This is a genomic window from Pseudoalteromonas sp. S3431, from assembly GCF_000690035.1.
Taxonomy (GTDB): domain Bacteria; phylum Pseudomonadota; class Gammaproteobacteria; order Enterobacterales; family Alteromonadaceae; genus Pseudoalteromonas; species Pseudoalteromonas fuliginea.
The window spans coordinates 15,506-35,911 of sequence record NZ_JJNY01000045.1 but is presented as its reverse complement, the minus strand read 5'-3'; the positions used below and the strand labels follow the sequence as shown (position 1 = coordinate 35,911).

Here is a 20,406-nt window from a genome sequence, read left to right as displayed (position 1 = left end):
CAAGCATGCCGGATGCTCAGATGGCTATTTGTGTAAAAACCATGCAGCGCACGTTTGTACACAAATATTGCCACTGCTAATCTAGTGTGTTGGTTCCGCCTTTTTACGGCTCATAATTTTACCTGCGATGCTTTGCACAGTGCCTTTTAGTAAGCTGCGCTTGTTTTCAAGCCTTGGTAATGGGCGACTAAGCTCCATTGCTTTGTAACCAATACGCGCTGTAAAAATACCAGCACTGACCCCTTGCGCTGCCCGCCCCGAAAGCTTACCTAAAAGCTCAGCACTTAGTGCAGTTGCAGCAAGGTCAGATACAAGCTCTGCACTGCCTACAAACATTACTTGTTTTATCAGCATACGGTACAGTTTTATACGGCTCGCGTAGCCAAAACCAATGCCGTAAATTTTACCAATTTGTTCTATTAACTTAGTACCGCGCCAAAGCACAGCCATCATATCCACCAGCGCAAGTGGGCTTAGGGCAACTAGTAGAGCTGATTCAGTCGCAAAACGATTTATAAGCTTTTTAGCTTTGGTGTCTTGGGTTATTAATAAACTGTTGGCGTACAGCGTCATTATTTCTTTGTCGCTGTGATGCGTCGCTACTTGGTTTTTAAAGGTTTCAAAGTTATCAAGCTCCTGATGTTTATTAAGCTTTTCGAGCCAAGGTAATGCACCGCCTACTTGCTCGCTGTTTAAAAGCCTGTCGGCTTCCACTCGGTGCAATTGGTTACGCTTTAAACTGCGCAGCATTCGGTACTCTCGCCACAATAAGCGCCCAATTAGCAGCACGCCACTTACAACTGCGGTTAAATAAACACTGCCTAAAATAATTGACTGCTCGAAAGCAAATACCAACGAGTACGCAAATTCTAAAAGCACCAGTACTATAAAACTAATAGCAAAAACACCTTTGAGCGTTTGCCACTTTGACTTTTTGTACACAGGCTCCAGATCTATTTCTGGCTCTAGTGCTTCATCTTCAAGTTCTTCGTAATCACTTTGTCCGTGCTGAATAATTTTTGCAGGTGCTAAAACGGGTTCGTTTTGCTCAATGCTTTGCGTATCTATGCGACGCCCTGCTTGAAATGGTTGGTTTGACTCATTCATGTTAATTTGTCTCCTAGCAGGTACTGCATGACATGATCTAATCGAATATGTTTTAGTTGTTTATCGGGGCTCGGCATTGGGGAAAACGATAAAAACTCAAATCCCTGTGCTGGCCACTCATTTTTATTAAGCATCCGCGAGGGAGGTTGCGGCGGTAAATACGTAAGCCAATCAGGTTCGTGTAATGGTTTGCCATAAATGCAGTCAAGCGTTTGGCCTTTGTCGGTAACTTGGCGCGGCTGCGTTGCTGTAATTGACGACATAGCCATGGTTTCTATTTTTACACCATCAAACTTTAAATGATTACTTTGCTCATGCACGAGCGAATCAAGTAGCAGTGCTAAATCTTTATGGTGCTTAGCACTTATATGATCTGACTTATTGGCTGCAAATAATATTTTGTCTATGTTTGGCTTAAATAAACGTTTAAAAAAGCCCGACTCACCGTAATTAAAGTGTGTGAGTAATTGGTTTATTACACTGCTTTGCTCTTGGAGTGTTTCGTGCCCTTCGTTTAGCGCACTAAGTACATCTACAAGTACGATTTGGCGATCGAAGTGTCTAAAATGCTCATTATAAAATGGTTTTACAACTTCTTTTATATAAGCGTTAAAGCGCTTAATTAAATGCGCTAAATTAGAACCCGCAACGACATCGTCACTGTTTATTTCACCCGATACCGGAAAAAACAATAACAATGGCGCGCCTTGTAGGTCGCCAGGCATAAGCATGCGTCCAGGTTGCAACATGGCAAGTTTGGTGTCTTTTTTAAGCCCTACTAACATGCTTTGATAAAGCTGAGCAATATGGGCAAGTGCGTTTTCATCAACGGGAGCGTTTAAGTCAAGTTGCTCAACAGCCATTAAAAAATCACTTGATGTGTTTACGCGCGAAGGCTGAGTTAATAATGGATATTGCTGCTCGCACCATTGAGCATAGCTTTGCTCAAGCATAGGTAAATCAAGGAGCCATTCACCCGGGTAGTCAATAATATCTAAATAAAGCGTTGATTGCGGCGAAAAGTGGCCGCGCAGCCCTGCATTACTTTGATACTTTATTGCCAAGCGCAGCGTATTAATCCGCTCGGTAGATGCAGGCCATGTAGGCATCCCATCGCTTGGAAATAATGAATTTAGTGCGCGCGTATAATTAAACGTAGGAACTTTTAACGCCTCTTGCGGCACAACTTTAGTGGCCACATGGCGGTGCTCGCGCATTACATCAAAAAAAGGTAAGTTTTTATCGTCAGCTTGGGTTGTTAAGTGTTTAACAAGCGCGGTAATAAAGGCTGTTTTACCACTGCCACTTAGGCCTGTTACGGCAAGTTTTACGTGTTGGTCTAAACTGCGATGAAGGGCTTTTTGTGCTTTGCCTTTAATACTTTTAAAGGTCTTTTTTGCAAATGATTGGCTCATAAAGTGTCTTGCACCTAATTTGCCGTAATTTATCACGCTGCAAATAAGGTGCTATTAAATCCTTTAAAGTTTGTTAATTTCACGGCTCACCGTAAACTCGCTTGAAGTTACATGGCGCTCCATATCTTGAAGGCGAGTATCTACACGCGTTAAACGCTCTTTTAAATCTTGCAATGCGCGGCGCGGTGGCTCGCCTTTTTGCCATACTTTAAATTTTACTTCTAGCGGATCGTCAGTTTTAGTTGAGCTTTTTGTTTGCGCCGCTGCGGGCTCTTTTTTATCTAAAATGAACCAGGCTGCAATATACGCTACCACAAATAATGGGCCACCCGTTAGCAGTACCGCACTAACAAATATAATGCGAACTAACCATAACTCCATATTAAAGTAGTCACTTAATCCCGCACATACACCGGCTATTTTACCGCGTTGTGGGTCTCTTAATAATTCGCGTTTGGCACTCATACTTTGCGTCTCCATTGTGGTGACTCTTGATCAAGCAATGCTTCAAGTGTTTCTAATCGTTCAGCCATTTTTTCAGCTTTGTGTGCAAGCTCAAGTAATTGGCGATGTTCGTGTTCACTTAAACCTTGGTTGACTTGTTTTTTGCTGCGGTAGTGTAAAATTAGCCACAGCGGAGCAACAAAAATCATAAACAAAATAAATGGTGCAACTAATATCTCTGGATCAAACATAATCCTCTCCTGACAATCCGTTTTGATGTTTTTAAGCAGTGGGGCACTTTAAGTGCCCCTTTATAAATTATTTATCAGCTAACTTCTTTTTAAGTTCGGCTAGCTCATCATCTATCTTTTCATTTTTTTGTAGGTTAGCAATTTCATCCGCTAACGTCTTTTTACCTAAATCGTACGACTCAATTTGAGATTCTAGTCCATCAATTTTGGTTTCGTAACGTTCAAAGCGGTTAAGTGCTTCTTCTACTTTTGAGCTATCAAGTGTCTTTTTCACTTCAAGGCGCGACTCAGCCGAACGTTGGCGAAGTATAATCGCTTTTTGACGAGATTTAGCATCTGCTAGCTTTTCTTGTAGCGTCGTTACTTCTTGCTGTAATTTCTCAATATGAGACTCTACATGTTCAAGCTCACTCGCTACTGAAGCAACTGCATCTGCCGACTTTTGCTTTTCAAGTAAGGCTGAACGCGCTAAATCGTCGCGGTCTTTACTTAAAGCCAGTTCGGCTTTATCTTGCCAATCACTTACCTGCGCTTTAAGTGTATCTAAGCGGCGTACAATTTCTTTTTTCTCAGCCAATGTTTTAGCTGATGTAGAACGTACTTCAACAAGCGTATCTTCCATTTCTTGAATAATCAGACGAACCATTTTTTCTGGGTCTTCTGCTTTATCTAAAATGGCGTTGATATTAGAATTAACAATATCTGCAAAACGTGAAAAAATTCCCATAACATTTACCTCTGTAATTAAAACTTAGTTAGTCTGCTATAACTAGTATCAATATGCTTGCCAACTTTTTAAAAGTTAAAATACACTTTATTTTCATTACGTTAAACTAAATATACAAATTTCTTTAGTTATCCCTAATTATGAAATACACTAACTGTTAGTAAAAATGACTAAGAGTTAGGAAATATGAGCCAATATCGCCAACAGGATAATTTACTCGGCCAATCAGATAGCTTTCTGTCTGTATTAGATCAGGTATCGCAACTGGCTAATTTAGATAAACCGGTACTTATTATTGGTGAACGCGGCACAGGTAAAGAGCTAATAGCAGCACGCTTACACTTTTTATCAAAACGCTGGGATCAAAACTACGTAAAGCTTAACTGTGCAGCGCTTAACGAGAACCTACTCGAAAGTGAATTATTTGGCCACGAAAGCGGTGCTTTTACGGGGGCAAGCAAACGCCACGAAGGTCGTTTTGAACGCGCTAACAGCGGCACACTGTTTTTAGATGAATTAGCTAATACCTCAGCTATGGTACAAGAAAAACTGCTGCGCGTTATAGAATACGGTGAGTTTGAACGTGTTGGCGGCAAGCAAACTGTAAAAGTAGATACCCGCTTAGTGTGTGCGACAAACGAAGATCTTCCTTATTTGGCCGAGCAAGGTGAATTTAGAAGTGATTTACTCGATCGCCTTGCCTTTGATGTAATTACCCTGCCACCACTGCGCGAACGCCAAGACGATATTATGCTTCTTGCTGAGCAGTTTGCGATGAATATGGCGCGCGATTTAGAGTGGGAACTGTTTAGCGGTTTTACCCGAAGCGCAACAGAAACACTGCTTAGTTATGATTGGCCCGGCAATATTCGTGAACTTAAAAATGTGGTTGAACGTAGTTTGTATCGCCATGGCAGTGAACATATCCCCGTTCACCAGATTATTTTAGACCCATTCGATAGCCCATTTAGACCAAAAGCGCGCATTAAAGCACCTATAGCGGCCCAAACTGTTAATGTCGAGCCTATTGTTGTTGCGCCGCCGATTGCTCAAGCAAGCAGTAATACAGCCGTTGATATTCAATTTCCGTGTAGTTTAAAAGAGCGTTCAAACGACTTTGAAATAAACATGATTAATAAAGCACTCGAACATAGCCAATTTAATCAAAAGAAAACTGCAGAAGTACTTGGTTTAACGTATCATCAATTACGTGGTTATCTTAAAAAATACAATTTGTTGGATCAACAATAGTTAGAGGTTATGCGGGTGCATAAATTATTACTTACTTTACTAGCGGTCACCTTAGTAGGTTGCATTGATAACAAAGAAGAAATCATAGAAGAAAAAAACCAAGGCTTAGTTTATTGCGCTGAAGCTAACCCTGTGTCGTTTAATCCACAAGTTACGACCACCGGTTCTACTATTGATATTATTGCCAACCAGCTATACGACCGCCTAATTAGCATTGACCCTGTTACGGCAGAGTTTCAAAGTGAGCTGGCAACCGATTGGAAAATAAGTAAAGACGGTAAATCTATTACCTTCACATTGCGCAAAGGTGTGAAATTTCATACAACCGCTTATTTTACCCCTACTCGGGATTTTAACGCCGACGACGTTATATTTACCTTTAGCCGACTATTTGATGTCTATAATCCATATCACTTTGTGGGCGATGCCAATTACCCGTATTTTCAAAGTGTGGGGATTGATCAACTTATTCGTAAAATTGTGCGTGTTACTGATCATCAAGTTCGTTTTGAATTGTTTAATCCTGAAAGCAGCTTTTTAGCTAATATGGCCACCGACTTTGCCGTGGTGCTTTCAGAAGAATACGCCATGAAACTTAAGAAAAATAATCAAGAAAACTTATTTGATCAGTACCCTATTGGCACCGGCCCATATATTTATAAAGAATATCGCCGAGATCACCTCGTACGCTTTTACCGAAACCCACTTTATTGGAAGCACCACGTCGCACTTGAACAATTGGTTTACGACATAACGCCTAACGGCACTACGCGTATAGCAAAAATGCTGACTAAAGAGTGCGATGTAACGGCTCATCCAAGTAGTGCGCAATTGAGTATTTTAGCGCAACGCGACGATATAAACGTTGAAAAAGAAACAAATTTAAATATTGGTTACTGGGCTTTTAATACGGAGCGCGCCCCGTTTGACGACTTACGTGTACGCCAAGCACTTGCTCACGCCATTGATATCGATAAAATTATGCAAGCTGTATATTATGGTAATGGTACACGTGCACAATCTATTTTACCGCCAACCTCATGGGCATTTGAGCCACAAGCAAACATGCCAAGTTTTGATCCAGAACTTGCTAAAAAGTTATTAATTGAAGCTGGGTTACCAGATGGTTTTGATATGACTATTTGGGCGATGCCCGTAAGCCGTATTTATAACCCGAATGCGCGAAAAATGGCAGAACTAATGCAAAGTGACTTACGTAAAATAGGCGTTAATGTCAGTATTGTAGAGTATGAATGGAATACGTTTATTCAACGTATTGGCGAGCACAGGCATGATAGTGTATTGCTTGGTTGGGCCGCTGATACACCTGACCCGGATAACTTTTTTAGCCCTCTTTTAAGTTGCACTGCAACCTTTACCGGTAAAAATCCTGCTAACTGGTGCAATCCGCAATTTGATTTATTACTTACAAAAGCGCTCGATACGACTGATTTAAACATGCGAAAAAAATACTACGATGATGCACAAAGCTTAATTGTTGACGAGTTGCCATTGCTGCCTATTGCACATGGCTTACGTTTTCAAGCCAGTAGCGCAGACGTTGAAGGTATAACGCTTGGCCCATTTGGTGCAATTTCACTAGCTAATGCGAGGAAAAAATAATGATCTTAGATTATATTTTACGTCGTTTAGGTTTATTGCTTTTTATGACCCTAATGCTGAGTGTTTTTACATTTTCAATTAGTTATTTGTTCCCAGGCGATCCATTAAGTAATTTAAGTGGTGTACCAAGTAGTAACTTTGCTCAACACAGTGAGCTTGAAGATAAATATTTATATAACAGTAACTATTTTGTTCAATATATAGCCTTTTTAGGACGAATATTCCAAGGCGATTGGGGGCTTTCTTTTGCATCAGGTGACAATGTATTTAGCCATATTGTTGATTTATTACCCGCTACACTGGAACTAAGTGTTTATGCATTAATTGTATCGATTGTCGTTGGCGTACCCGCTGGCATTTTAGGTTCTGCGTACTATAAACGTTGGCCTGATAAACTTATAAATTCAACCACTATGGTTGGTTATTCCATGCCCGTATTTTGGTTAGCACTATTGCTTATTATGGTTTTTTCTCTCAAACTGGGCTGGTTTCCGATGTCGGGAAGAATGGGGTTACTTTATGAGATCCCCGCCAATACAGGCTTTATTTTAATTGATATTGCACTGGCTGGATTTCCATATAAAGGAATGGCATTTTTAGACGCCCTGCGCCATTTAACACTACCCACAATTGTGCTCGCCATGTATCCGACCACCGTATTAGTGCGCTTTACTCGTGAGTCTATGCTTAAAGTTATGGACCAAAGTTTTATTAAAACCGCAAGGGCTAAAGGCCTTAACCGCAGACAACTTATAATTCATCATGCACTGCGTAATGCGCTATTACCGGTAATTAAACAAATTGGTTTGCAATTTAGTACGCTAATAACGCTTGCGATGATTACTGAAGTTATTTTTTCGTGGCCCGGCATTGGCCGCTGGCTTATCGATAGTATTTATCAACGCGATTATCCAGCTATACAAGGCGGCTTAATGGCAGTGTCACTATTTGTTATATTAGCCACTATTATTGCAGAGCTTACTTATACGCTATTCGATCCACTCTCGCGGAATCAAGCCCATGGCAAAGTTTAATATATTTTCTGAAGAGTCGAATAAATCGCCACTTGCACGATTTTGGCGTAAATTTAAAAATAATCACCCTGCGTTAGTTGGCTTGTGGATATTTGTAGCATTTGCTTTACTTGCCGCCAGTGCTCCACTTTTAGCACCGTACGGTGTTAACCAACAGCATAGTGATGCATTACTTATTCCGCCTTCGTGGCGGGAAATGGGTGATGTACGCTTTATTTTAGGTACTGATGACTTAGGTCGCGATGTACTTTCGCGTTTAATGAATGGTGCAACTTACACATTTGGCCTCTCTGTTGTCGCCGCGCTTATTACAACTATTATTGGTGTATTAGTAGGTACATTTGCAGGTATCAGCCGAGGTATTCGCTCAAGTTTTTTAAATCACTTACTTGATATAACGCTCTCTATACCTTCTTTGTTACTGGCTATTATTATCATAGCAATTTTAGGCCCAGGCTTAATGAACACGGTATGGGCAATTATTTTAGCGCTATTACCACAATTTATTCATTCAATCAGAAACCTAATTGTTGATGAACTAAACAAAGATTATATTACCGCGTTTAGGCTCGATGGTGCGTCTAACTGGCATATTATATCACGCGGTATCTTTCCTAATATTTATGAGCACATTGTAGTTATATTTACGATGGCGCTCTCCACTGCAATTTTAGATATTTCTGCATTAGGTTTTTTAAAGCTTGGTGCTCAGCCACCTACCACTGAATGGGGAGCTATTTTAGCCGAAAATTTAGGGCTAATTTATTTGGCACCATGGACTGTTGCGCTGCCAGGCGTACTGTTATTTTTAGCTGTGTTATCGACTAATTTAGTAGGCGATGGCCTGCGACAAGTGTTAAAAGCACGTAAGGCTGATTAAATGCAATTACTTGATGTTCGAAATTTAACCATTGAGCTGCGTACCTCAGAAACGATAATTAGAGCCGTTGACAAGGTAAGCTTTAGCTTAAAAGAAGGCGAAGTACATGCCCTTGTAGGTGAGTCTGGTTCTGGTAAAAGCTTAATTGCAAAAGCAATTGTGGGTGTACTAAACGAACGCTGGAATATTACTGCCGACCGTATGCATTGGCGTGGTGTTGATTTAATGCGCTTAACACCCGAACAACGCCGTAAAACGGTAAGCCAAGATATTGCCATGATCTATCAAGACCCTAGTCGTTGTCTTGACCCTACAGCAAAAATGTTTGATCAAATAGCCGAAACCTTGCCTGAAAACCCAACAAAGGGGTTTTTCTTAAAACGTAACCGCGAGCGAAAAGACAGAGTAAAAGCGCTTATTCATAAAGTGGGCATTAAAAATCATGAAGCCGTGCTGGATAGCTATCCACATGAGCTCTCAGAAGGCGTATGTCAAAAAGTAATGATTGCAATGGCCATAGCCCGCACACCAAAGCTTTTAATCGCTGATGAGCCCACTACGGCACTAGAAAGTACCACTCGCGCACAGGTATTTAGGTTGTTGAAAAGTTTAAACCAACTAAAAAACATGTCGATTTTGATGATTTCTCATGAACTCGAAGAAATTGCACATTGGTCACATGGGATCCATGTTTTATATTGCGGGCAAATGGTTGAAGCTGGCCCAACTCACAAAATTTTTAGTCAGCCTCGCCACCCTTATACACAAGCTTTATTAAAAAGCCTACCTGATTACGAACAAGGCCTAGCTCATAAAGAGCCTTTTTACGCATTAAAAGGCACCATACCTACATTACAGCATTTACCGATAGGTTGCCGATTAGGGCCACGCTGCCCACAGGCTCAAAAAGCCTGCGTAGTTACACCTAAGCTTACAAAGCACAACGGGCACAGCTACGCGTGTCATTTCCCGCTGATTAAGGATATGAGATAATGCAACCAGTATTGAAAGTACAAGCTTTGTCTAAAACATTTAATATTCGTGCAGGCTTATTTAGTCGTAAAAAATTTGCGGTACTTAAAAATATTTCATTTTGCATTGGCAAAGGTGAAACTATTGCTGTTATAGGCGAAACGGGAGCGGGTAAAAGCACACTTGCCAAACTGCTTTCAGGCGCTGACAGCGCAGACTGCGGACAGATCTTATTAGAAGGCAATATTATTGAAGATAACGGTATTCGTGATAATCAGTGTCGCTATATTCGTATGATTTTTCAAGATTCAGCGGCCTCTCTTAATCCAGGTTTAACCATTGGTGATACGCTTGATGACTGCCTACAATACAATACTGACTTTGATAAAGCTGAACGGACTGAAAAAATTAGCGCTACGCTGTCAAAAGTTGGATTATTAGTCGATCACCAACATTACTATCCACACATGTTTAGTGTGGGGCAATTACAGCGTGTAGCACTTGCTCGTGCGTTAATTTTAGATCCAAAGGTTGTTGTACTTGATGAGGCACTATCATCACTAGACCCTTCTGTTCGTGCACAAATAGTTAATCTACTTCTCAAATTACAACAAGAAACAGGCCTGACATATGTGATGATCACTCATCATTTAAGCTTAGTTCGTCATATTAGCGACCAAGTTCTTGTACTTGATAAGGGAGAAGTCGTTGAATATGGCGCCACTGAAGTTGTTTTCCAAACACCTCAATCGAAAATCACCCAACGTTTATTAAGCTGTTAAAACAGCATTTTTTTCGTATCTAACCTGAACTCTGGTTAAGAGATTTACTATCATATTGAATCATGGTGATATTTAAATTTAATTTCTCTAGCCAGAAATTTCCAGTGAAAACAAGGCGAATTTACGCGTCAATAGCTGCTCGAGATAGATTTACTATCCAGCGTTCAGGTTATCTATTCTGCTTTGTAATATAACCTCGTTTATTAAGGTCTCTTGTTAAATACACTGCATTTAACAGTTATACCAATTCGCTTAATTAAGTGATCTATTTTGAAGTAAGAAAATCGTGTCGATAACAAAGCAAAAATTTCGTTATTTAGTTGTTCTATATCAGAAATTTTTAACGCTGTTAACGCCAGATTTAATCCCTCAAACTGATTAAGTATTATTGCGAATTGGTATTAATACTACAAAGAGGATTTATGTTAAAAAAGACACTACTCGCTAGCATTTCATCGCTATTACTTTTATCAACAACGGTTATCGCCGATGTAGCACCTAGTTCAAATGTTAAAAACTGGGTTGGCGGAGTTGACCACTTAGGATTAACCGTGTCAGACCTTGATGCGTCTAAAGTTTTTTTTACTGACGTACTTGGTTTTAAAGTGCTCGGGAGTGACCCAAGTTACCCAGCTTACTTTTTGTCAAACGATAAAATAACGATTACGTTGTGGCGTGTTAAAAATGATGAAAAACGTGTGGAGTTTAATCGAGCAGAAAATGTGGGGTTACACCACTTAGCACTCAGTGTTGAGAGTATTGAAAAGTTAGCGCAGCTACACGATCATTTAAAAACGCAAAATAATATTAAAATAGAGTTTGCACCCGAAAATCTAGGTAAAGGTCCAACAAAACACATGATGATTAGAGAGCCTAGCGGTAATCGCATAGAGTTTATTGCAAGAGGCAAATAATACCAACTATATTGAAGACAATAAAAAAGGCGCTTTAAAAGCGCCTTTTTTTATGAGCTAAATTAATTACTCAACGGGTTGTGCAACCGTTGGTAAGTTAAGCTCAGCATTCGCTTTTAACGCTTCAATAAATACCATGTAGTTTTTATTAGCTTGCGCCATAGTGATACTTTGCTTTGCTTGTGGGTCAATATTAGCTGTAACTTGTGCATCTGTTACCGACTTAAGTGCAACAATTGCAGCATCACCATTATTTAAATCAACTACTTCAAACACTGCAGAACCTGCAGGATGAGCCATTTTAAATGCTTTAGTTACAATTGCTGGCGAAACAGTATAGCTTTGACGTGTTAATTGCGCTTCTTGGCGAAGTGTTAAGCTTTGCTCATTGGCTACATCACTTAAACTCTTACCTGCTTTTACTTCTGCAAATAAGCTACGTGCTTTATCTTTAGCAAGCTCAGATGATTTTTCATTAACTAAACGTGCTTTAATTTGCTCGCTTACTTCACTTAGTGGCTTAGTGGCAGCTGGTTTGTGTTCATTTACACGAACAATAATCGCATGCTCATCGCCAAGCTCAATAACTTCAGAGTTAACTTTATCTTCCAGTAAATCAACTGACGATAACGCAGCAATTACAGATGGCGTATTTAACGGCTCTGGTAATGCGTTAATTGCTAAAAGCGGCGTTGATTTAATCTCTACCTCTGCAACTTCGGCAGCATCGTCTAAGCGATCTGAAATTTCAAATGCTAGTGCACCCATTTCAGTTTGCTTTTCGTAAAAGGCATCTATTTTTTCAGCTTGTTCAAGCTCCGCACGTAAATCAGCTTTAACATCATCATATGCTTTAACTTGTTGCGGCTGAATATCAGTAAGTTTAATTATGTGGTAACCAAACTCTGATGCTACAACCTCTGAAAAGTCACCTTTATTTTTAAGCGCAAATGTCGCGTCTTCAAATGCAGGGTCCATTACATCGCGTTCAATCCATTCAAGGTCGCCGCCCATTTCACCACTAACAATATCATCAGATGATGACTCTGCTAATTCAGCAAAATCTGCACCTTGCTCTAATTGTGCGTGAAGTGCATTGGCTTTTTCTTTTGCTGCATCATCGTCTTCGCTGTTATCGATTAAGATATGTGAAACACGGCGTTTTTCTGGCTCAACGTATTGTGCCTTATTTTGATCGTAATACGCTTTAACATCATCTTCAGTAACTGACTCAACCGTAATATCTGTGGCTTTAAGCTCAATATAATTAACTGAGATAAGTTCTGGCGATAAAAACTGTGATGCATTTAGCTCGTAGTAATCAGATACTTCTTGCTCTGATACTTCAACACTTGCTGCTAGCGCTTCTTTGTTTACAACTAAGTAATCAATGCTGCGCGTTTGCTGCTGTAGAGAAATAGCGCTTTTAAGCTCGCTCTCAAGAGCAAAGTCAGTACCGGCTACGGCAGTAACAAGTTGACTGCGCGTCATATCTTTACGAAGGTATTCACGAAATGCATCTGGTTGAAAATTCATTTGACGAATAACTTGTAGGTAACGGTCGTTATTAAACTGCTCACCTACTTGAAAATACGGTAATTCTAAGATTGTTTTACGTACACTTTCGTCGCTTACGCGAAGGCCTAAATCAGCCGCTAGCTGTGATTGCAATTCTTGTTGTACTAAGCGGTCAACTACACCTTGACGTATTTGTGCCATGTAATTTGGATCTGCAGAAATTTGTGCAAAATATTCACCAAATTGTTGTTCTAATCGACTACGCTCATTTTGGAACGCACGATTAAATTCAGTTTGGCTAATTTTAATTCCATTTACTTCAGCAACAGGTTGTTCCGTGGTTTGACCTAGGTAACTACCAATCCCAGCTAAAGCAAAAGATAAAATCACCGCGCCTAAAATTATTTTGGCTACAGGTCCTTGTGAACCTTCTCTGATTTTCTCAAGCATTTGTTTATCTCTTTTTGATCAAGGTTTTTACCTTGTCACATGTAAAAAAAGCGTATCTTACCAGATACGCTTTTTCACTTGAAGTAATTGGCGGTAAAGTTACTTAATTCATCATTTAGATTGATTAAGTAAATTTACATTCGCCATAACTAAACTGTATGAAAACAGTGATTAGTTTACTGCGTCTTTAAGCGCTTTACCGGCTTTAAAAGCAGGAATATTTGCAGCAGCAATTTGAATAGCTTCACCAGTTTGCGGGTTACGACCTGCACGTGCAGCACGCTCACGTACTGAGAAAGTACCAAAGCCAACAAGTGCAACTGAGTCACCATCTTTTAGCGCACCAGATACAGATTCGATGAATGAATCTAGAGCACGACCTGCAGCCGCTTTAGAAATGTCAGCATCAGCTGCGATTTGATCGATCAATTGAGATTTATTCACAATATCATCCTCTTTCATTGTTATTATCAAGAGCGATGGTTTTTTAAACTAACATCACTTTTTTGAAAATTTTAGAGCAAACTAATTATGCTCACATGATTATATTTTTCTTAAGCCTAGGCCCCGTAAGGGCTAGGCTTGAAAACCAGTGCTTAACTTATCATATCGTTTAGATTTGAAAAGCCCTAAAAAGCACTTTTTTCGGTTTTTTACTGTTTTTTTGGTGTTTCGACTGAAAAACTCTCAACCGGATGCACTAAAGCCAGTTTTAAAACTTCGTCAATCCATGTAACTGGGTGAATATCTAAGCCCGCCAGCACATTGTCTGGGATCTCTTTTAAATCACGTTCATTAATTTTTGGAATGATGACTGTTTTAATCCCACCACGATGCGCCGCGAGTAATTTTTCTTTTAAACCACCAATTGGTAATACTTCACCACGTAGTGTAATTTCGCCGGTCATTGCAACATCCGCACGTACAGGGTTACCCGTTAAACTAGACACTAAACCAGTCACCATAGCAGCACCTGCGCTCGGACCATCTTTAGGTGTTGCACCTTCAGGCACATGCACGTGAATATCACGTTTTTCATAAAAGTCGCTATTAATACGAAATGTATCTGCACGATTACGCACGACCGTCATGGCCGCCTGAATCGACTCTTGCATTACATCGCCCAGTGAACCTGTATAAGTAAGCTTACCTTTACCTGGTACCGCTGCGCATTCAATAGTAAGTAAGTCACCGCCTACTTCAGTCCATGCAAGACCAGTTACTTGGCCAATACGGTCGCCATCTTCCGCTTTACCGTAATCGAAACGCTGTACACCTAAAAAGTCTTCTAAATTATCTTGATTGATAGTCACGGTTTTAGTGTCTTTTTCAATTAAGATATTTTTAACTGCTTTACGACATAGTTTTGAAATTTCACGCTCAAGATTACGTACACCCGCTTCACGTGTGTAGTAGCGAATAATGCCAATAATTGCACTATCAGCAATCTCAATCTCATGCTCTTTCAGGCCATTACGTTTCACTTGTTTAGTAATTAAGTGCTCTTTTGCGATGTTTAGTTTTTCATCTTCGGTGTAACCCGATAAACGAATAACTTCCATACGGTCCAGTAATGGACCAGGAATGTTAAAGCTGTTTGATGTCGCTACAAACATAACGTCAGATAAATCGTAATCTACTTCAAGGTAATGATCGGCAAAATGGCTGTTTTGTTCAGGATCAAGCACTTCTAATAGCGCTGATGCTGGGTCGCCACGCATGTCTGATGACATTTTATCGATTTCATCTAGCAAGAATAATGGATTTTTAACACCCACTTTAGTCATGTTTTGAATTAACTTACCTGGCATTGAACCAATATAAGTACGGCGATGGCCACGAATTTCAGCTTCATCACGCACACCGCCTAGCGCCATACGGATATATTTACGACCTGTAGAGCGTGCGATAGATTGCCCAAGTGATGTTTTACCCACACCCGGAGGGCCAACTAAACATAAGATTGGACCTTTTAGTTTATTAGTACGCTGTTGCACCGCAAGGTACTCCAGAATACGTTCTTTAACTTTATCAAGGCCATGGTGATCACTATCAAGAATTTTTTGCGCGCCTGCTAAGTCTTTTTTAACTTTAGAGCGCTTTTTCCACGGCACATTAATTAATGTATCTATGTATGAACGCACTACGGTCGCTTCTGCTGACATTGGCGACATCATTTTAAGTTTATTAAGCTCTGTGGTCGCTTTATCTTGTGCTTCTGCTGGCATACCAGACTCTTCAATGCGCTTTTTAAGTGCTTCAAATTCATCCGGTACATCATCAAGCTCACCCAGCTCTTTTTGGATGGCTTTCATTTGCTCATTTAGATAATACTCACGCTGAGATTTTTCCATCTGCTTTTTAACGCGAGTACGAATCTTTTTCTCAACTTGCAGTAAGTCTATCTCGCCTTCCATAAGCGCCATTAAATATTCAAGACGCTCTGTAACGCTTGAAATTTCTAGCACTTTTTGCTTTTCAGGTACCTTTAATGGCATATGAGCAGCCATTGTATCGGCTAGCCGCGCAGGATCATCAATACCTGAAACTGACGTTAGTACTTCTGGTGGGATTTTTTTATTTAGCTTTACATAGCCTTCAAATTGGCTAATTGCGCTGCGAATAAATACATCTTGCTCTTGCTCATCAATTAAGTCAGATTCAATAAATTGAGCATTAGCAACAAAAAAGTCTTCGCTATCAACGAAGTCTTCAATTTGTGCACGTTGCGTCCCTTCTACTAAAACTTTAACGGTGCCGTCTGGTAACTTTAATAACTGAAGTACAGTAGCAATAGTACCAATACGATAAATATCATCTTGTTCTGGCTCATCTACAGTTGCATCTTTTTGTGCAACTAAGAAAATTTGTTTATCTTTGTCCATTGCCGCTTCAAGGCATTTTATTGATTTTTCACGGCCTACAAAAAGCGGGATCACCATGTGTGGATACACCACAACATCGCGCAGTGCTAGCACTGGGATTTCGACTCGGTCGGTTCTCTCAAGCGTCATTATAATTTCTCTTCGCACTTCATTTATTTTAAAGATTACTCAAGTATATGGGGATAACCTAATTAAAGTTCAACAATTTTCCCATACTCGATTAAATTAATTATAAAAAAAGGAGCCTAAGGCTCCTTTTTTCATTCAAATAGCTTAAAAACTATTCTGATGCAGCTTTATCTTGTTTATTATTTTCATAAATCAAGATTGGGTCAGATTCACCTTTAATAACGGTTTCATCAATAACCACTTTACTTACATCATCCATTGAAGGAAGCTCATACATTGTATCAAGCAATACACCTTCAACGATTGAACGAAGACCACGCGCACCTGTTTTACGCTCCATTGCTTTGTGGGCAATTGCAGCTAAGGCATCATCGCGGAACTCAAGTTCAACGTCTTCCATGCCAAACAACACTGAAAACTGTTTAGTAATCGCGTTTTTAGGCTCACTCAAGATTTGTACAAGTGCTGCTTCATCAAGCTCAGTTAACGTTGCAACTACTGGCAAACGGCCTATAAATTCAGGGATTAAGCCGTATTTAACTAAATCTTCTGGTTCTACGTCTTTAAATGTTTCACTTAAAGAACGACTCGCCGCAGATTCTTTTACGCTAACGCCAAAACCGATACCGGTATTTTTATGACTACGTTGTTCAATTACTTTATCTAAACCTGAAAACGCACCACCACAAATAAATAAGATTTTAGATGTATCTACTTGTAAAAACTCTTGCTGTGGATGTTTACGACCACCTTGCGGTGGAACTGAGGCAATTGTACCTTCGATCAGTTTAAGTAGCGCCTGTTGAACGCCCTCACCCGATACGTCACGCGTAATTGATGGGTTATCTGATTTACGAGAAATCTTGTCAATTTCATCGATGTATACAATACCACGTTGTGCTTTTTCAACATCGTAATCGCACTTTTGTAAAAGCTTTTGAATGATGTTTTCAACATCTTCACCTACATAACCCGCTTCGGTTAATGTAGTGGCATCGGCCATAGTAAACGGCACATCAAGTAGACGCGCTAACGTTTCTGCAAGTAATGTTTTACCACTACCAGTTGGGCCGATAAGCAAAATATTACTTTTACTTAATTCAATATCTTGCTTAGTCGATTGATTGCGCAGTCGTTTATAGTGGTTATAAACTGCAACAGACAATACTTTTTTAGCATGATCTTGACCAATAACATAATCGTCTAAGTGTTTACGAATTTCTTTTGGTACAGGTAGTTTATCAGACGTGTCATGCTTAGGAGCAATGTCTTTAATTTCTTCCCTGATAATATCGTTACACAACTCTACACATTCATCACAAACGTATACTGATGGGCCTGCAATTAATTTACGTACTTCATGCTGGCTTTTGCCGCAAAAAGAGCAGTATAACAATTTATTACTTTTGTCGCCGTCTGTAGGAGTGTCAGACATTCAGCTACCTCATTTTATTACGTTGGCCACCAAAACTGTTGGTGGCTATTTCAATACGCTTTAACTATACCAAAATTTATTGGTTTTCGCATAGTAACTCTAAGTGGTAAGCAGATAACCTGCTCACCAAGCGCTTACTTTTTATCGCGATTTGTAAACACTGAATCAACCAAGCCGTAATCTACAGCCTGCGAAGCACTCATAAAGTTATCACGATCAGTATCTTTGGAAATCACATCTAACGGTTGGCCTGTATGCTCAGCCATTAAGCGATTTAGTTTGTCTTTAATAGACAGAATTTCTTTCGCATGAATTTCAAAGTCAGATGCTTGACCTTGGAAACCACCTAATGGTTGGTGAATCATCACGCGTGAGTTAGGTAGGCAAAAACGCTTACCTTTAGCACCAGCAGTAAGTAAAAAAGCACCCATGCTTGCAGCCTGACCTACACATATTGTACTTACATCAGGTTTGATGAAGTTCATAGTGTCATATATAGCCATACCTGCAGTTACTGAGCCACCTGGTGAGTTAATGTATAAAAAGATATCTTTATCAGGGTTTTCTGATTCTAAAAATAGCATTTGCGCTAAAATCAGATTTGCCATGTTGTCTTCAACTTGACCTGTTAAAAAGATAATACGCTCTTTTAATAATCTCGAATAAATATCATACGAGCGCTCGCCTTTAGGTGTTTGTTCAACAACCATAGGGACCAATGCATTTAGGGGATCTGTAATACCAGTATTCATACTTATTTAATTCCTTATGCGCTTATACTTATCCTTACTATAAGAAAAGCATAATTATCGTTTTTCGCAAATTAAAGGCCAAAAACTAAAATGGCCCGGGCACGCTGTATAAACAGAGTAGCACGAGCCATTTAATCGTTAGCGAGAGCTTAAGTCAATGACTTATTAAGCACCTTGCTGTGGATTCATGATGTCATCAAATGCTTTTTCAACGTCAGTTACAACTGCTTTAGCTAAAATAGCTTCAACAGCTTGCTCTTCCATTGCTACATTACGCATTTGCTGCATAAGTTGATCATTTGCTTTGTAGTATTCTACTACTTCAGTTGGATCTTCGTATGCAGAAGCAACTGTTGCGATTAATGCTTCAACTTTAGAATCATCAACTTTAATCTCGTTAGCTTTGATCACTTCACCTAATAAAAGGCCAGTTTTAACACGTGTTACAGCTTGCTCATGGAACAATTCAGCTGGAAGCTCAGGCATATTTTTAGCATCACCACCAAAACGTTGAGCCGCTTGCTGACGTAGTGCATCAACTTCTTGATCAACAAGCGCTTTAGGCACTTCAATTTCGTTGTTAGCTAAAAGACCTTTGATTGCTTGGTCTTTAACACTTGCTTTAACCGCTTGGTCTAGTTCACGTGTCATGTTCTTTTTAACTTCTTCTTTAAGCGCGTCTACGCCGCCTTCGGTAACACCGAATTTAGTTGCAAACTCTTCGCTTAATTCTGGTAATTCTTGCGCTTCAACTTTTTTCACTGTGATAGTGAATTGAGCCGCTTTACCTTTTAAGTTTTCAGCGTGGTAATCATCAGGGAACGTTACATCAGCAACTACTTCTTCGCCTGCTTTTTTACCTACGATGTTATCTTCAAAACCTGGGATCATACGACCTTGACCAAGTTCTAATGGGAAGTCTTCAGCTTTGCCGCCTTCAAATACTTCACCGTCGATAGTACCTACGAAATCAACTGTTACACGGTCGTTTTCGCCAGCAGCTGCATCAACATCAGCCCACGCTGCATGTTGCTTACGAAGTGTTTCTAGCATGTTAGCTAAATCTTCGTCAGTTACTGTTACCGCTGGTTTCTCAACAGTAATCTTATCTAAACCTTGAACTTCAACTTCAGGGTAAACTTCAAACGTTGCTGAAAACTCTAAATCTTTACCTGCTTCAAGTGATTTAGGAGCGAATGTAGGCGCGCCAGCTGGATTGATTTTTTCAGAAACGATTGCTTCGTAAAAATTACGTTGCATTACTTCGCCAGCAACTTCTTGACGAACTGCAGGGCCAAAACGCTTGTTAATTACAGATACTGGAACTTTACCAGCACGGAAACCATCTATACGCTGTGTTTTTGACAGTTGTTGTAGGCGTTTTTTTACTTCGGTCTCAACGTTCTCTGAAGGAACGGTGATAGTTATACGGCGCTCAAGGCCTTGGGTCGTCTCAACAGAAACTTGCATGATTTACCTCAATATTCAATTTTGGCGATTGTTCGCCTTCCTTACAAACAAAGTGATCTGCATGAGTCTTGATAAAGTTTAAGCGGTTTTTCACACTTAAAAGCATCCGTCGCTACCATGAGATACCATTGCTGCTTTGCCCTTCGGGCACTATGTTAAACAATAGACGCGGCATTATAACCTAATATTTATGATAGTCGAGTATAGGGCGCAATTATTTGGACTAGATATGGGACTATAGAAGCTAACTGAATAAAAAACAGACTAACTAAGCGTTAGATGAAATGAAATACAAATTATTTAATATAATTATAGGATAACGTGTATTGATTTATAATATTAGAGGATTTTATTTACTAATCTTACT

18 protein-coding genes are annotated in these 20,406 nt (G+C 39.8%); 7 read left to right on the top strand and 11 right to left on the bottom strand.

All coding sequences use genetic code 11. The features are described 5' to 3' along the window. Positions 1–81 precede the first annotated feature (81 nt). The 5 genes from DO88_RS07810 to pspA all read right to left on the bottom strand — a co-directional run bounded on the left by DO88_RS07810 (position 82) and on the right by pspA (position 3,944). Complete coding sequence (locus DO88_RS07810; protein WP_033028560.1) at positions 82–1,107, bottom strand: TIGR01620 family protein; 1,026 nt, start codon at positions 1,105–1,107, stop codon at positions 82–84. After that, positions 1,104–2,522 (bottom strand): YcjX family protein, encoded by a 1,419-nt coding sequence (locus DO88_RS07815; RefSeq protein ID WP_033028561.1) that lies wholly within the window; start codon positions 2,520–2,522, stop codon positions 1,104–1,106. Before DO88_RS07815 ends, DO88_RS07810 begins: the two co-directional genes overlap by 4 nt. A 63-nt stretch (positions 2,523–2,585) precedes the next feature. After that, positions 2,586–2,987 carry an envelope stress response membrane protein PspC gene (pspC, locus tag DO88_RS07820; protein ID WP_007376830.1) on the bottom strand — a complete coding sequence of 134 codons (402 nt, stop codon included), beginning with the start codon at positions 2,985–2,987 and terminating at the stop codon, positions 2,586–2,588. Continuing rightward, a complete protein-coding gene (pspB, locus tag DO88_RS07825; protein WP_008134759.1) occupies positions 2,984–3,217 on the bottom strand; it encodes an envelope stress response membrane protein PspB in 234 nt (77 codons plus the stop codon). The genes pspC and pspB overlap by 4 nt, the downstream gene beginning before the upstream one ends. 67 nt (positions 3,218–3,284) lie before the next feature. Next, positions 3,285–3,944 carry a phage shock protein PspA gene (gene pspA, locus DO88_RS07830; protein ID WP_007376832.1) on the bottom strand — a complete coding sequence of 220 codons (660 nt, stop codon included), beginning with the start codon at positions 3,942–3,944 and terminating at the stop codon, positions 3,285–3,287. Positions 3,945–4,130: 186 nt separating this feature from the next. On the opposite strand from pspA, the gene pspF reads away from it, so the two are divergent. From pspF to DO88_RS07865, 7 genes are all read left to right on the top strand, one after another. Further along, on the top strand, positions 4,131–5,195 hold the full coding sequence (gene pspF / locus DO88_RS07835; RefSeq protein ID WP_008134758.1) for a phage shock protein operon transcriptional activator: 1,065 nt from the start codon (positions 4,131–4,133) through the stop codon (positions 5,193–5,195). Between the two features lie 15 nt (positions 5,196–5,210). Continuing rightward, a complete protein-coding gene (locus tag DO88_RS07840) occupies positions 5,211–6,818 on the top strand; it encodes an ABC transporter substrate-binding protein (RefSeq protein ID WP_007376834.1) in 1,608 nt (535 codons plus the stop codon). Further along, positions 6,818–7,852 (top strand): ABC transporter permease, encoded by a 1,035-nt coding sequence (locus DO88_RS07845; RefSeq protein ID WP_007376835.1) that lies wholly within the window; start codon positions 6,818–6,820, stop codon positions 7,850–7,852. Before DO88_RS07840 ends, DO88_RS07845 begins: the two co-directional genes overlap by 1 nt. Continuing rightward, positions 7,839–8,732: an ABC transporter permease subunit gene (locus tag DO88_RS07850; RefSeq protein ID WP_007376836.1), complete on the top strand. Its 894-nt coding sequence runs from the start codon at positions 7,839–7,841 to the stop codon at positions 8,730–8,732. The genes DO88_RS07845 and DO88_RS07850 overlap by 14 nt, the downstream gene beginning before the upstream one ends. Then, a complete protein-coding gene (locus DO88_RS07855; RefSeq protein WP_007376837.1) occupies positions 8,733–9,725 on the top strand; it encodes a peptide ABC transporter ATP-binding protein in 993 nt (330 codons plus the stop codon). After that, positions 9,725–10,486 (top strand): ATP-binding cassette domain-containing protein, encoded by a 762-nt coding sequence (locus tag DO88_RS07860; RefSeq protein WP_007376838.1) that lies wholly within the window; start codon positions 9,725–9,727, stop codon positions 10,484–10,486. The genes DO88_RS07855 and DO88_RS07860 overlap by 1 nt, the downstream gene beginning before the upstream one ends. 422 nt (positions 10,487–10,908) lie before the next feature. Next, a complete protein-coding gene (locus DO88_RS07865) occupies positions 10,909–11,400 on the top strand; it encodes a VOC family protein (protein WP_008134750.1) in 492 nt (163 codons plus the stop codon). Positions 11,401–11,466: 66 nt separating this feature from the next. Here the strand turns inward: DO88_RS07865 and DO88_RS07870 are convergent, their stop codons facing one another. The 6 genes from DO88_RS07870 to tig all read right to left on the bottom strand — a co-directional run bounded on the left by DO88_RS07870 (position 11,467) and on the right by tig (position 20,039). Then, the gene (locus DO88_RS07870) at positions 11,467–13,368 is read right to left on the bottom strand and encodes a SurA N-terminal domain-containing protein (protein ID WP_007376840.1); all 1,902 of its coding nucleotides are present in this window, start codon (positions 13,366–13,368) and stop codon (positions 11,467–11,469) included. 171 nt (positions 13,369–13,539) lie between these two features. Then, positions 13,540–13,830: an HU family DNA-binding protein gene (locus DO88_RS07875; RefSeq protein WP_157847577.1), complete on the bottom strand. Its 291-nt coding sequence runs from the start codon at positions 13,828–13,830 to the stop codon at positions 13,540–13,542. Between the two features lie 191 nt (positions 13,831–14,021). Further along, on the bottom strand, positions 14,022–16,382 hold the full coding sequence (gene lon, locus DO88_RS07880) for an endopeptidase La (protein ID WP_033039693.1): 2,361 nt from the start codon (positions 16,380–16,382) through the stop codon (positions 14,022–14,024). A gap of 151 nt (positions 16,383–16,533) precedes the next feature. Continuing rightward, positions 16,534–17,817: an ATP-dependent protease ATP-binding subunit ClpX gene (gene clpX / locus DO88_RS07885; RefSeq protein WP_007376843.1), complete on the bottom strand. Its 1,284-nt coding sequence runs from the start codon at positions 17,815–17,817 to the stop codon at positions 16,534–16,536. A gap of 134 nt (positions 17,818–17,951) precedes the next feature. Then, on the bottom strand, positions 17,952–18,569 hold the full coding sequence (gene clpP / locus DO88_RS07890; RefSeq protein ID WP_007376844.1) for an ATP-dependent Clp endopeptidase proteolytic subunit ClpP: 618 nt from the start codon (positions 18,567–18,569) through the stop codon (positions 17,952–17,954). Between the two features lie 165 nt (positions 18,570–18,734). Then, positions 18,735–20,039: a trigger factor gene (tig, locus tag DO88_RS07895; RefSeq protein WP_033039692.1), complete on the bottom strand. Its 1,305-nt coding sequence runs from the start codon at positions 20,037–20,039 to the stop codon at positions 18,735–18,737. Between the last annotated feature and the right edge of the window lie 367 nt (positions 20,040–20,406).